The organism is Sphingomonas sp. CFBP 13714, from assembly GCF_014842205.1.
Taxonomy (GTDB): Bacteria; Pseudomonadota; Alphaproteobacteria; order Sphingomonadales; family Sphingomonadaceae; genus Sphingomonas; species Sphingomonas aerolata.
Map to the genome: position 1 here is coordinate 299534 of NZ_JACYVG010000002.1, position 13229 is coordinate 312762.

The 13229-nt window shown below is 68.0% G+C and carries 11 protein-coding genes; 9 read left to right on the plus strand and 2 right to left on the minus strand.

Going from position 1 to position 13229, the window contains the following annotated elements; translation table 11 throughout:
- Positions 1–20 precede the first annotated feature (20 nt).
- Positions 21–551: a GNAT family N-acetyltransferase gene (locus tag IFT54_RS05780; protein WP_341786196.1), complete on the plus strand. Its 531-nt coding sequence runs from the start codon at positions 21–23 to the stop codon at positions 549–551.
- 44 nt (positions 552–595) lie between these two features.
- The gene (gene alaS / locus IFT54_RS05785) at positions 596–3253 is read left to right on the plus strand and encodes an alanine--tRNA ligase (RefSeq protein WP_192069932.1); all 2658 of its coding nucleotides are present in this window, start codon (positions 596–598) and stop codon (positions 3251–3253) included.
- Positions 3254–3519: 266 nt separating this feature from the next.
- Here the strand turns inward: alaS and IFT54_RS05790 are convergent, their stop codons facing one another.
- Positions 3520–5163 carry a thiamine pyrophosphate-binding protein gene (locus IFT54_RS05790; RefSeq protein ID WP_192069933.1) on the minus strand — a complete coding sequence of 548 codons (1644 nt, stop codon included), beginning with the start codon at positions 5161–5163 and terminating at the stop codon, positions 3520–3522.
- Positions 5164–5279: 116 nt separating this feature from the next.
- Here IFT54_RS05790 and IFT54_RS05795 point away from each other — a divergent pair, with 116 nt between their 5' ends.
- From IFT54_RS05795 to IFT54_RS05820, 6 genes are all read left to right on the plus strand, one after another.
- The gene (locus tag IFT54_RS05795) at positions 5280–5990 is read left to right on the plus strand and encodes a CoA transferase subunit A (RefSeq protein WP_031440773.1); all 711 of its coding nucleotides are present in this window, start codon (positions 5280–5282) and stop codon (positions 5988–5990) included.
- Positions 5991–6079: 89 nt separating this feature from the next.
- Entirely contained in the window at positions 6080–6886 is an 807-nt protein-coding gene (locus tag IFT54_RS05800; RefSeq protein ID WP_446740659.1) for an HAD family acid phosphatase, read from the plus strand.
- Positions 6886–7197 (plus strand): DUF5076 domain-containing protein, encoded by a 312-nt coding sequence (locus tag IFT54_RS05805; RefSeq protein ID WP_107932234.1) that lies wholly within the window; start codon positions 6886–6888, stop codon positions 7195–7197. The genes IFT54_RS05800 and IFT54_RS05805 overlap by 1 nt, the downstream gene beginning before the upstream one ends.
- Positions 7197–7832: a 3-oxoacid CoA-transferase subunit B gene (locus tag IFT54_RS05810; protein WP_192069934.1), complete on the plus strand. Its 636-nt coding sequence runs from the start codon at positions 7197–7199 to the stop codon at positions 7830–7832. The genes IFT54_RS05805 and IFT54_RS05810 overlap by 1 nt, the downstream gene beginning before the upstream one ends.
- Positions 7832–8515, plus strand: a complete 684-nt coding sequence (locus tag IFT54_RS05815; RefSeq protein WP_192069935.1) for a glutathione S-transferase family protein — start codon at positions 7832–7834, stop codon at positions 8513–8515. The genes IFT54_RS05810 and IFT54_RS05815 overlap by 1 nt, the downstream gene beginning before the upstream one ends.
- Positions 8515–9390, plus strand: a complete 876-nt coding sequence (locus IFT54_RS05820) for an alpha/beta hydrolase (protein WP_192069936.1) — start codon at positions 8515–8517, stop codon at positions 9388–9390. The genes IFT54_RS05815 and IFT54_RS05820 overlap by 1 nt, the downstream gene beginning before the upstream one ends.
- 146 nt (positions 9391–9536) lie before the next feature.
- On the opposite strand, the gene IFT54_RS05825 is transcribed toward IFT54_RS05820, so the two are convergent.
- Positions 9537–11657, minus strand: coding sequence for a M13-type metalloendopeptidase (locus IFT54_RS05825; RefSeq protein WP_192069937.1), 2121 nt, complete (start codon positions 11655–11657; stop codon positions 9537–9539).
- A 179-nt stretch (positions 11658–11836) separates the two neighbouring features.
- Between IFT54_RS05825 and IFT54_RS05830 the strand changes: the two genes are divergently transcribed.
- Positions 11837–13180, plus strand: a complete 1344-nt coding sequence (locus tag IFT54_RS05830) for an FAD/NAD(P)-binding protein (RefSeq protein WP_192069938.1) — start codon at positions 11837–11839, stop codon at positions 13178–13180.
- Positions 13181–13229 lie beyond the last annotated feature (49 nt).

The window sequence follows — 13229 nt, forward strand, 5'->3', positions numbered from 1 at the left end:
CGCTGCCCCATCCGGTGCTGGTGACGCCGCGGCTCCGGTTGCGTCGGCTCGTTCAGGCCGACGCGGTCGCGTTGCACCCGACGCTCGCCGACGCGGACCTGATGACCTATTCGGCGGATGGTCCGCTGACGTCGATCGAGGCGACGCGGCTCTATCTGGTCGAGGATGCCGCCGACGTGAACTGGCGCGCCTGGGCCATCACGCGGCACGGCGACGACCGCGCGATCGGCTGGGTGTCGGGCGGGCGGATGCGCGGGCAGGGGGTGACCGAGATCGGCTTCATCCTCGCGCGCGCGCACTGGGGCCGCGGCCTGGCGAGCGAGGCGGTGTCGGCGGTGCTCGACCAGCTGTTCGCCGAGGGGCAGCACCGCGTGTTCGCCGATGCCGACAGCGAGAACAGCGCGTCGATCCTGTTGCTCGAACGGCTGGGGTTCCGGCGCGAACGGCTTCTGCGTGGCGAATGGGAGACGCATATGGGGCTGCGCGACAGCCTGATCTACGGGCTTCATGCCGATGACTGGCTGGCGGCGGCCCTGCCACAATCCGCGTAACGCGGTCACTTGAGCGAACCCAGTTGCTCGCCTAAGTCGGCGGCATGACATCGACGAACGACATCCGCCGCGGCTTCCTCGACTATTTCGGTTCGCAGGGGCACCAGATCGTGCCCTCTGCGCCGCTCGTCCCGCAGAACGACCCGACGCTGATGTTCGTCAATGCCGGGATGGTGCCGTTCAAGAACGTCTTCACCGGCCTCGAATCGCGCCCCTATACGACCGCCACCTCGTCGCAGAAGTGCGTCCGCGCGGGCGGCAAGCACAATGATCTCGACAATGTCGGCTACACCGCGCGGCATCACACCTTCTTCGAAATGCTCGGCAATTTCTCGTTCGGCGATTATTTCAAGGAACAGGCGATCACGCATGCGTGGACGCTGCTGACGAAGGACTGGGGGCTGTCGCCGGACAAGCTGACCGCGACCGTCTATCACACCGACGACGAGGCGTTCGATCTCTGGAAGAAGATCGCGGGCCTCCCTGAGCACCGCATCATCCGTATCCCGACCAAGGACAATTTCTGGTCGATGGGCGACAACGGGCCGTGCGGGCCATGCTCGGAAATCTTCTACGATCACGGCGATCACATCCCCGGTGGCCCTCCCGGCAGCCCCGACGAGGACGGCGATCGCTTCGTCGAGATCTGGAACCTCGTGTTCATGCAATATGAGCAGGAAAATGCCGAGATCGTCGGCAATCTGCCCAAGCCCTCGATCGACACCGGCATGGGGCTCGAGCGGATCGCCGCGGTCATGCAGGGCGTCACCGACAACTACGATACCGACACGTTCAAGGCGCTGATCGCAGCGTCGGCCGCGCTGACGCACACCGCGACCGACGGCGCGAACACCGCCAGCCACCGCGTGATCGCGGATCACCTGCGCACCGCGGGCTTCCTGGTCGCGGACGGCGTGCTGCCCGCGAACGAAGGCCGCGGCTATGTGCTGCGCCGGATCATGCGCCGCGCGATGCGCCACGCGCATATCCTGGGCGCGAAGGAGCCGTTGATGCACCGGCTGGTCCCGTCGCTCGTCACCGAGATGGGCGCGGCCTATCCCGAGCTGTTCCGGGCGCAGCCGCTGATCGAGGCGACGCTGCAGCAGGAGGAGACGCGGTTCCGCCAGACGCTCGACAAGGGGCTGAAGCTGCTCGACGAGGCGACCGCGGACATGACCGAGGGGACGCTCGCGGGTGACGTCGCGTTCAAGCTCTACGACACCTATGGCTTCCCCTACGATCTGACCGAGGACGCGCTGCGCGAGCGCGGGCTCGCGGTCGACCGCGACGGTTTCGACACGGCGATGGCCGAGCAGAAGCGCGCCGCGCGCGCCGCCTGGAAGGGCTCGGGCGCAAAGGCCTCGGACGATATCTGGTTCGACATCGTCGAGCAGAGCGGCGGCACCGAGTTCCTCGGCTATGCCTCGGACACCGGCGAGGGCGAGGTCGTCGCTTTGGTCAAGGACGGTGCGCGCGTCGACCATGCGACGACGGGTGATACGGTGTCGATCGTCGTCAACCAGACGCCCTTCTACGGCGAGAGCGGCGGGCAGGTCGGCGATGCCGGGCACATCTCGACCGACACCGGGCTGCGCGCAAACGTCACCGAGACGTCGAAGCAGCTCGGCCGCGTGTTCGTCCATCATGCGATGATTGAGTCGGGCGGGATCAAGGTCGGCGATACCGTCAAGCTGCAGATCGACGTCGCGCGCCGCGCGCAGATTCGTGCCAACCACTCGGCGACGCATCTGCTGCATGAGGCCTTGCGGGAACGCCTCGGCAAGCATGTCGCGCAGAAGGGGAGCCTGGTCGCGCCCGATCGCCTGCGCTTCGACTTCTCGCAGCCGGTCGCGATGACGCCCGCCGACATCGCGCAGGTCGAGGCCGATGTGAACGCGCAGGTCCGCGGCAATGGCGCGGTGACGACGCTGCTAATGACCCCCGACGATGCGATCGCGATGGGCGCGATGGCGCTGTTCGGCGAGAAATATGGCGACGAGGTCCGCGTCGTTTCGATGGGGTCGCAGGATCCTGTGACTGGCGGGGGCAAGACCTATTCGATCGAACTGTGCGGCGGTACGCACGTGACAGCGCTCGGCGATATCGGGCTGTTCAAGGTCGTCGGCGAAGGCGCGGTGTCGAGCGGTGTGCGTCGCGTCGAGGCACTGACCGGCGAGGCCGCGCGCGCCTATCTGACCGGGCGCGACGATCGCCTGCGCGAGGCGGCGGCGGCGCTGAAATCCACCCCCGACGAGGTGCCTGCGCGCGTCGCGGCGTTGATCGAGGATCGCCGGCGTCTCGAGCGCGAACTGGCCGATGCGAAGAAGGCGCTGGCGCTTGGCGGCGGCGGTTCCGGTGAGGCGGCGGGACCCGAGCAGGCCGGCGGCGTGGCCTTTATCGGGCAGGTGCTGAACGACTTCGAGGCGAAGGGCCTGCGAGGCGCGGTCGACGAGGCCAAGCAGCGGCTGGGCTCGGGGATCGCGATGCTCGTCGCGATCAACGACGGCCGCGCCTCGGTCGCGGTCGGCGTGACAGCGGATCTGGTCGCGAGCCACAATGCGGTCGACCTGCTGAAGATCGCGGTCACCGCGCTCGGCGGGCAGGGTGGCGGTGGCCGTCCGGATATGGCTCAGGGTGGTGGGCCTGATGGCGACAAGGCGGCGGATGCTGTGGCGGCGGTGCGGGCGAAGCTGGCGGGCTGAGCGGCTGCTGCTCCGTGTCGTTCCCCCGCGGACGCGGGGGCCCAGCTAAGTTCCGGTAGCGCCCGCTACTCTGGGCCCCCGCCTTCGCGGGGGAACTATGAGAAGGGTCGGCCCCGATAACCACCACCCCGGCGAAGGCCGGAGCCCAGGTGGGAAGGCCGAGGTAACAGAGGACCGTCCGTAGTTACTGCTGTCCCCCAACTGGGCCCCGGCCTTCGCCGGGGTGGGGCATGAGGTGTGCCGGTGGCGTCGTCACCCAATAAGGATCACGCCACCCCGCGCACCGCCGCCAGCGTCGTCCCGGCGGTAATCGCCTCGATATCCGTGACCAGGTGCAGCATCCGCACCCCGGACCGCGACATCGCCCGGTCGAGCGCCGCAGCGAAATCCTCGGTCTTGGTGACCGTTTCCGCCCAGCACCCATAGGCGCGGCCCAGCGCGGCGAAGTCGGGATTGCGCAGCGCCGTCCCCGACACCCGCCCCGGATATTCGCGCTCCTGATGCATCCGAATCGTGCCGTAGCCGCTATTGTCGACGACCAGCACCAGCATGTCCGCACGCTGCGCGACCGCGGTCGCCAGCTCCTGCCCGTTCATCAGGAAGCAGCCGTCACCCGCCAGCGCGACCACGGTTCGTTCGGGATGCCGCAAGGACGCGGCGACCGCGGCGGGTACGCCGTAACCCATCGCCCCGGCGGTCGGGGCAAGCTGCGTTCCCGGCCCGGCATAGGCCCAGTAGCGATGCCACCAGCCCGAATAATTCCCCGCGCCGTTGCAGATGATCGCATCCGCGGGCAGCCGCTCGCGCATCGCCGCGACGCACGGCCCCAGGTCCATGACCAGATCGCGCGGCGCCGGCGTCGACCAGGCGCGCCACTCAGCATGCGCCTCCTGACCCGCGGTCCGCGGCGGCAGGTCGACCGCGAGCAGCGCCTCTGCGAATTCGGCCATTCCCGCGCACACCGCGACGTCGGCGTGATAGGTGCGGTTCAACTCATTGGGATCGGGGTGGACGTGGACGATGCGCTGCCCCGGATGATCGGGCGTCACCAGCGCATAGCCATCGGTCGTCGCCTCGCCCAGCCGGGGTCCTACGACGAGCAGCAGATCGGCTTCCTTCACCCGCGCGACCAGCTTCGGATTGGGGCCATAGCCGAGGTTGCCTGCCCAGACCGGGCACGCGTTCGGGATCGCATCCTGCCGCCGGAACGCCGCCGCGACGGGGATGCCGTTGCGATCCGCCCAGGTCGAGAACGCCCCCGACGCAGCCGCATCCCAGCCCGCGCCGCCGACGATCGCCACCGGCCGTTCGGCGGTCGTCAGCAGATCCGCGAGCAGGTCCATCATGTCCGCGTCGCACGCCTGCGCGACGCGCTCGACCCGCGGCCGGTCGACCGCTTCGACCATGTCGAGCAGCATGTCTTCGGGCAGTGCGAGCACCACCGGCCCAGGGCGGCCCGACATCGCGGTCGCATAGGCGCGCGCGACATATTCCGGGATCCGCCGGGCATCGTCGATCCGCGCCGCCCATTTGGCGATGGGCGCGAACATCGCCTGGAAGTCGATCTCCTGGAACGCCTCGCGGTCACGCGTGCCGCGGTCGATATCGCCGACGAACAGGATCATCGGCTGGGAATCCTGCATCGCGACATGCACGCCGATCGACGCGTTGGTCGCACCGGGCCCGCGCGTGACGAAGGCGATACCGGGGCGGTGCGTCAGCGTGCCGTCCGCGCACGCCATGAACGCCACGCCGCCTTCCTGCCGGCATACCACCGTCTCGATGGCGGGCGTGTCGTGCAGCGCGTCGAGCACCGCGAGGAAGCTTTCGCCGGGTACGGTGAAAATACGGTCGCAGCCTTGCGCGACGAGTTGGTCGACGAGAATTTGGCCGCCGGTACGCTGGGTCATGACAATCTCCTGCCGCCACCGTAGCCCGGCAATCGTCACCAAGTCGAGAACGCCCGCCCGACATTGCCGTCCACTGCCCGGCGCATTATGCCGCGGTAAAGACGATAGGAGGATGCATGGCGAACAAGCGCTACACCGACGCGGCGGCGGCACTCGAGGGCGTGCTGTTCGACGGGATGACGATCTGCGCGGGCGGGTTCGGGCTGTGCGGCATCCCCGAGCGGCTGATCGACGCGATCGAGGCGTCGGGCGTCAAGGACCTGACGATCGCCAGCAACAATGCCGGCATTGACGGGCAGGGCCTTGGTAAACTGCTCCGTTCGCGCCAGGTGAAGAAGATGATCTCGTCCTATGTCGGCGAGAACAAGGAATTCGAGCGGCAATATCTGAGCGGCGAGCTCGAGGTCGAGTTCTGCCCGCAGGGGACGCTTGCCGAGCGCTGCCGCGCGGGCGGCGCGGGCATTCCCGGCTTCTACACCAAGACCGGCGTCGGCACCCTGGTGGCAGAGGGCAAGGAGGTGAAGAGCTTCGACGGGCAGGACTATATCCTCGAACGCGGCATCCGTGCGGACCTGAGCATCATCAAGGGATGGAAGGCGGACGAGAGCGGAAATCTCATTTTCCGCAAGACCGCGCGCAACTTCAACCAGCCGATGGCGACCGCGGGCAAGATCTGCGTCGCCGAGGTCGAGGAGATCGTTCCCGTTGGCAGCCTCGATCCCGATACGATCCACCTGCCGGGGATCTATGTGAAGCGGATGATCGTCGGCGCACCCTACGACAAGAAGATCGAATTCCGCACCGTTCGCGAGCGGGTCTCCGCGTGAAACCAAGCCCGATACTGTGCCGCAAACGCGGCCATTTTCCCTGGACCGCTGCGCTCGCAGGAGCACTGGTTCTGCAAGGGTGCGTCAGCGTGACCTCGCCGACCGCGATCGTCGCCGCACCGGTGACCGTCGACGGCGTCCCCGCGGGCATGCAGTATCTCTACGCCTCGGGCGAGGCCGCAGCCGCCAGCATCCAGGCATGGAACGCGCTCGTCGGCTATGTCCGGGCGCAGCGCACGCCGACATCGGTCGTCCTAGCGCCCGGCGCGACGCTCGCCGCGCCGCGCTGGACCGCATGCGGCAGCAAGGCGAAGGCCGCGGTGTTCGACGTCGACGAGACCGTGCTGCTCAATCTCGGCTTCGAATATGATGCGTCGACGGGGCGGCCCTGGTCCGAACCGCGCTGGCAGGAGTGGGAGCGCACCGGCATCAAGCAGGTCGCGCCCGTTCCCGGCGCGCTCGCCGCACTGACACAGTTGCGTGCGATGGGCGTGACGGTGGTCTTCAACTCCAACCGCGCCGCCGCCAATGCCGCACAGACGCAGGCGGCGATCGAAGCCGCGGGGCTTGGCCCCGCCCGCCACGGCGAGACCCTGTTCCTCGCCGGCGACGACGCGACGGGATCGAAGAAGGACGGCCGCCGCGCGACGATCGCCGCCCGATATTGCGTCGTGGCGATGGGCGGCGACCAGCTCGGCGATTTCAGCGACCTGTTCAACGCAGGCCAGACCCCCGCCGCGCGGCGTGCGGTGGTGCAGTCGCCAGCGATCACCGCGAAATGGGGGGCAGGGTGGTTCGTGCTGCCCAACCCCGTCTACGGCACCGCGCTGAAAGGCAGCCGTGACGAGGTCTTTCCGCCCGCGATCCACTGGGCGCCGACACAGGGAATCCACTGATGACCGACCACCCCAACGCGATCAAACTCGATCCCGGCGCCGCGCTGACGGACGAATCGGTCGAAGTCGCGCGGATCTGGATCACCAACAATGCTGGCAGCAACGTACTGATCGACGCGGGCATCCTCGAGGATCCGGCCGTGTTCGGCTACCTCCTCGCCGACACGATCCGTCACGCCGCCCGCGCCTATGCGGGCACCTGGGGCATTGCCGAGGATGCCGCGCTGCAGGCGATCGTCGACGGCGTCAGCGCCGAACTGCGCGACCAGGTCACGACCATCACCACCATCCAGGAAGGAACGCTCAACTGATGTCGTGGGATCGCAACCAGATGGCGGCGCGGGCCGCACAGGAATTGAAGGACGGCTATTACGTCAATCTCGGCATCGGCATCCCGACGCTCGTCGCGAACAACATTCCCGACGGCATGACCGTCACGCTCCAGTCGGAGAACGGGATGCTCGGGATCGGGCCGTTCCCCTATGCGGGCGAAGAGGATGCCGACCTGATCAACGCGGGCAAGCAGACGATCAGCGAACTGCCCTCGTCGGTCTATTTCAGCTCGTCCGACAGCTTCGCGATGATCCGCGGCGGGCATATCGACCTGACCGTGCTCGGCGCGATGGAGGTCAGCGAAGACGGCGACATCGCCAACTGGATGATCCCGGGCAAGATGATCAAGGGCATGGGCGGCGCGATGGATCTGGTCGCGGGCGTCAAGCAGATCATCGTCGTCATGGATCACACCGCCAAGGACGGGACGCCAAAGTTCATCCCGTCCTGCTCGCTGCCGCTGACCGGCAAGAACGTGGTCGACATGATCGTCACCGACCTGGCGGTGTTCCAGCGCGTAGACCATGAGTCACCGTTCAGGCTGGTCGAACTCGCGCCCGGTGTGACCGCGGACGAGGTCGCGGCCAAGACCACCGCGCGCTACACCACCTGATGGGCTATACGCTCGTCACCGCGAACCGGAATTATTCCAGCTGGTCGCTCCGTCCGTGGGTGTTGATGCGGGCGCTGGGGATCGCGTTCGAGGATCGGATCGAACCCTTTCTCGCGCCCGAAAATTACGATGCGTTCCGGCTGTTCTCGCCGACCGGGCAGGTGCCGGTGCTGATCGATGGCGAGCGGACGGTGTGGGATTCGCTCGGGATCGCGCTCTACCTCGCCGAGCGGCACGACGGCGTCTGGCCGTCCGATGGCGATGCGCGCGCCTGGGCGGTCTGTGCGGCGGCAGAGATGCATGGCGGGTTCGCGGCGTTGCGCAACGAGCGGACGATGAACGTCGGCGTCCGCGTCGATCCGATTCCCGGCAGTGACGCGCTCGACCGCAACGTCGCGCGCATCACCGAACTCTGGGCGGAAGGTATCGATCGGTTCGGCGGGCCCTGGCTCGCAGGCGCCGACTTCACCGCCGTCGACGCGTTCTTTGCGCCTGTCGCGTTTCGCGTCCGCACCTACGGGATCGATGTCGGTCCGAAGGGCCTTGCCTGGGTCGAGCGGATCATCGCGCATCCGGCGATGCGCGAATGGGAAGACGCCGCGCTTGCCGAGACGTGGCGCGAGGCCGGGCACGAGGCCGAACTGGCAGCGAGCGGATCGATCATCGCAGATTTCCGCCGCTGATGCGCCGCGTTGCCATTGTCATCGCGCTGGTCGTGATCCTGATCGCGGGCACGGCGTTCACCGCGGGGCCGGGGACGCTCAGCGTGCTTGATGGGGTAATGGGCGGCGGCCGCGGCACCGCGCGCATCCGTGAAGGCGTTCCGTTCGGCACGCATGGCCAGAAGCTCGACGTGTGGCGGCCGTCGGGGGGCGTCAAGACCGGGCTGCCGGTGCTGATCTTCTGGTATGGCGGCGGCTGGGTGCACGGGTCGCGCAGCGCCTATGCGTTTGCCGCGCGTGCCTATGCGAAGGCGGGCTATGTCGTCGTCATGCCCGATTACCGCAAGGTGCCCGACGTCCGCTTCCCCGCCTTCCTTCAGGACGGCGCCGAGGCGGTGAAGTGGACGCGCGATCACATCGAGGCGTCGGGCGGCGACCCGAACCGGATCGCGGTCGCCGGTCACTCCGCAGGGGCGTATACGGTCGCGATGCTGACGCTCGACCCGCGCTGGTTGCGTGCCGAAGGTGTCGATCCGCGGATCATCAAGGCCGCGGTCGGGTTGTGCGGGCCCTATGACTTCTACCCGTTCACCGCCAGGCGCGCGATCGACGCGATGCAGGGGGCGGCGGATCCCGTGATGACCCAGCCGATCCACTTCGCGCGACGCGATGCGCCGCCAATGCTGCTGGTGTCGGCGGGCGGCGACACGCAGGTGAAGGCGCACAATGCCGACAACCTGACGGCGAAGCTGACCGCGCTCGGCGCCCCGGTGCGGCATGTCGATTATCCGGGGCTCAGCCATGAGGATGTGGCGATGGCGCTGTCCAAGCCGTTCCGCGGCAAGGCGCCGGTGCTGGCGGACAGCGTGGCATTCCTGAAGCAGGCGATGCGCTGACCGCGTCCGGCGGTTCGAGCGACGGGGGGCGAGGATGACGACGGACGAGCAAGAACGCCGCCACCCTCGTTGACAGGACGGAGCCCTGCCGCCCCGACCTTGGTCCGCCGCCGGGTTTTTTTGTGTCCGGCGGCGGGCTTGCAGCCTTACCAGATCCGGACGCGGTCCGCGGGCGCCAGATACTGCGCGTCGCCGGGCTTCACGTCGAACGCCTTGTACCAGGCGTCGACGTTGCGCAGCGGGTTGATCGCACGGATCTGCCCCGGCGAATGCGGATCGCTGACGAGCTGCTGGCGCAGTGCCTCGGTGCGGAACAGCGTGCGCCAGACCTGACCCCAGCCGAGGAAGAAGCGCTGGTCGCCACTATAGCCGTCGAGCACCGGCGCGGGCTTGCCGCCGAGTGACGTGTGATAGGCGTCGAGCGAGATCAGCACGCCGCCGAGATCGCCGATATTCTCACCCATCGAGGCGCGGCCGTTGATTTGCACGCCGGGCAGGCCCTCGAACGTATAGGCCTCGTACTGCGCGCCGAGCTTGACCGCCTGCGCCTCGAACTTGGCGGCATCCTGCGCGGTCCACCAGTCGCGTAGCACGCCCTTGCCATCGGACTTGCGACCCTGGTCGTCGAAGCCGTGGCTGATCTCGTGCCCGATCACGCCGCCGATGCCGCCATAATTGACCGCGGGATCGGCATCCGGATCGAAGAACGGCGGCTGGAGGATCGCGGCGGGGAAGACGATCTCGTTCTTCACCGAGTTGTAATAGGCGTTCACGGTCTGCGGGGTCATGCCCCATTCGGCCTTGTCGACCGGGCCGCCCATGCGGTTGCGGCGATAGTCCCATTCGAACCGCCCGGCGCGTTCGACATTGCCGATCAGGTCGCCCGGGGTGATTTGCAGCGCGCTATAGTCACGCCATTTGTCGGGATAGCCGACCTTCACGCTGAAATTGGCGAGCTTGGCCTGCGCTTCCTGCTTGGTCGCGGCACCCATCCAGGGCAGGCCGTCGATCCGCCCGCGCAGCGCGATCCGCAGGTTTCCGACGAGTTCGTCCATTTTGGTCTTCGACGCCGGCGGGAAATAGAGTGCGACGTAATCGCGGCCGATCGCCTCGCCCAGCGCGCGTTCGGTAACGCCGATCCCGCGCTTCCAGCGATCGCGCTGCTGCGGCTGGCCGTTGAGGAATTTCGAACGGAAGTCGAAATTGGCGTCGACGAACCGCTTCGACAGCAGGGGCGCGATGTCGTCGGCGGTGCGGAACGCCTGCCAGGCCTTCAGCGTGTCGAGATCGGTGGTGGCGAAGACCTCGGCGATCTTCGGGAAGGCGGTGTTCTGCGCGACGATCGCGCGGTTCGCCTTGTCGATTCCGGCGGCGGTCCAGAACTTGGCCCAGGGGAAGCCGGGCGCCTGCGCCTGCAACTGCGCGAGCGTCATCGGGTTGTAGGTCTTGTCGCGGTCGCGACTCTGCGCGCGGGTCCAGTGTGCCTGCGCGATCCGCGTCTCCATCGCGACGATCTTTGCCGCGGCGGCCTGCGCATTCGGCCAGTTCGCCATGCCGAGCATCTGCGCGACATAGGCCTGGTAGCGTACGACCTGCGGAGCGAATTTCGGATCGAGATAGAGGTCGCGGTCGCCGAGCCCGAGGCCCGACTGGCGCAGATACAGCGCGTAGATATCGGGCTGCTTGGCGTCGTCATTGACGCCAGGCCCGAAGAAGCTGGCGCCGAACCCGCCCATCGACTTGCCCATCAGCACCGCGACATCGTCCTTCGTCGTCGCGGCCTTTACCGGGGCGAGCCGCTCCAACAGCGGTGCGGCGTCGGCACGCTCGATCGCGGCTTCGTCCATGAAGCCCTGGTAGAGCGTCGCGACCTTGGCGCGATCAGGGTTGGCGGCGTCGCCGGGCTTGTAGCCCTCGACCAGCGTACGCATGCGTGCCTCGGACAGGTCGCGCAGCACCGCGAAGGCGCCGTAGGACGAGCGGTCCGCCGGGATCTGCGTTGTCTTGACCCAGCTGCCGTTCACATAGTCGAACCAGTCGTTGCCGGGCTTCACGCTCTTGTCCATGCCGGCAAGGTCGAAGCCCCAGCGGCCATAGCGCGTCGCGGCGGCCGCATCGGCTGCGGGCGTGCCCGATGCCGCATCCTGCGGCAGGATCGATTCGAGCGTGCACGCCTCGTCGATACAGGCGTGAAGGTCCTGCGCGGTGGCGGGCGTGGCGGCGGCAATGGCGATCAGCGAGGCAAGAACGGCGAACTTCGATTTCACAGGGCGATCTCCGGGGGAGGGCCAGACCGGGACCGGCAGGCCATGGACGAGAAAGTGCAACAGCGCTGTCGTTTGTGCAATCCTTCTATGTTCCCCGTGCGTTGCGCGTGCCGGCTGTGCGCCGGGCCGCTTTGCGCCTATCGAGCGGGCACGATGATTTCGCAGCAAATGGGGGCAGGATGACACGTATCGCGGGACCTGATGATCATGTCGTCATCGTCGGGGGCGGATTTTCGGGCACGTTGCTGGCGATCAACCTGATGCGGCACGGCGGGCCGCGCGCGACGCTCGTCGAGCGGCGCCAGCGCCAGCTCGCGCGCGGCCTGCTCAACGTGCGCGCGGGCAACATGAGCGCGCTCCCCGACGATCCCGACCATTTCGTCCGCTGGCTAGAAGCGCGCGGTGACGGCGACCGCAAGACGTTCGTCCCGCGCACGACCTACGGCCTGTATCTGCGTGAGATGCTCGACGCGACGATCGCGCAATCGGCGGGGCGGCTGGTGCTTGCGCAAGGGGAGGTGTGCGCGATCGATCTCGCCAGCACCGACAGGCTTGCGGTGACGATGGCGGATGGCAGCGCGATTGCCGCGGACAGCGCAGTGCTGGCGCTCGGCAACCTGCCGCCGCACACGCCGCCGGGGCTCAACCCTGACGACCTTCCGCCCGGACGCTATAGCGCGGATCCCTGGGCCTCGGACATTGGCGAGGGGCTCGGGCCGGACGACACGGTCGTGCTGGTCGGGACCGGGTTGACCGCGATCGACGCTGCGCTGCTGCTCGATGCCGGCGGATTTTCGGGGCAGATCCTGGCGGTGTCGCGGCGTGGGCTGTCGCCGCGGCGGCATGTCGATGGCGCGCCGCCCGCGCGGGTCCTCGACAAGCCGCAGGGGGATTTGTCGGCGATCGTCCGGCATGTCCGCAACCGTGCCAAGGCGGATGGCTGGCGCGCGGCGGTCGACGAGCTTCGCCCCGTGACCCAGATGCTCTGGGCTGCCGCGCCGACGTCGCAGCGCGCACGGTTCCTGCGGCACGCGCGACCCTATTGGGACGTCCACCGGCATCGGCTGGCGCCGGAGGTCGCGGACCGGGTCGATGCGCTGGTCTCGACCGGGCGGCTCCGGTTCGCAGCGGGGAAGATCGTGTCGGCCGCGGCAGCCGGTGATGCTGTGGATCTAAGCTGGCGGCCGCGCGGTTCGGACCAGGCGGTCGTCACGCGGGCGGCGCGGATCGTGAACTGTACCGGGCCGCAGGGCGACCTGATGCGATCGAGCGAGCCGCTGATCCGGCATTTGATCGCCGACGGGGCGATCCGGCCCGATCCGCTTCGCCTGGGGGTCGATGTCGATGCGCAGTCGCAGGCGATCGGCCGCGACGGGCATGCCGAACAGCGGCTTCACTGTATCGGGCCGATGACCCGCGGGGGGCTGTGGGAGGTCGTCGCGGTCCCCGATATCCGGCAGCAGAGCTGGGATCTGGCACGACGCCTGTCGAATGCACAGTGGGTCGGCGGCGAGGGGCTCTAGGCTCGCCGGACGCTCTACGCTGCCAGCATCATGCGATGCTGGCAGCGCA

What these genes read in the sequence shown, in the direction of transcription:
- IFT54_RS05790 (WP_192069933.1), bottom strand. Translation starts at nt 5,163, where the DNA reads ATGACCCAGCGTACCGGCGGCCAAATTCTCGTCGACCAACTCGTCGCG.
- IFT54_RS05805 (WP_107932234.1), top strand. Translation starts at nt 6,886, where the DNA reads ATGACCGACCACCCCAACGCGATCAAACTCGATCCCGGCGCCGCGCTG.
- IFT54_RS05830 (WP_192069938.1), top strand. Translation starts at nt 11,837, where the DNA reads ATGACACGTATCGCGGGACCTGATGATCATGTCGTCATCGTCGGGGGC.
- alaS (WP_192069932.1), top strand. Translation starts at nt 596, where the DNA reads ATGACATCGACGAACGACATCCGCCGCGGCTTCCTCGACTATTTCGGT.
- IFT54_RS05820 (WP_192069936.1), top strand. Translation starts at nt 8,515, where the DNA reads ATGCGCCGCGTTGCCATTGTCATCGCGCTGGTCGTGATCCTGATCGCG.
- IFT54_RS05795 (WP_031440773.1), top strand. Translation starts at nt 5,280, where the DNA reads ATGGCGAACAAGCGCTACACCGACGCGGCGGCGGCACTCGAGGGCGTG.
- IFT54_RS05810 (WP_192069934.1), top strand. Translation starts at nt 7,197, where the DNA reads ATGTCGTGGGATCGCAACCAGATGGCGGCGCGGGCCGCACAGGAATTG.
- IFT54_RS05815 (WP_192069935.1), top strand. Translation starts at nt 7,832, where the DNA reads ATGGGCTATACGCTCGTCACCGCGAACCGGAATTATTCCAGCTGGTCG.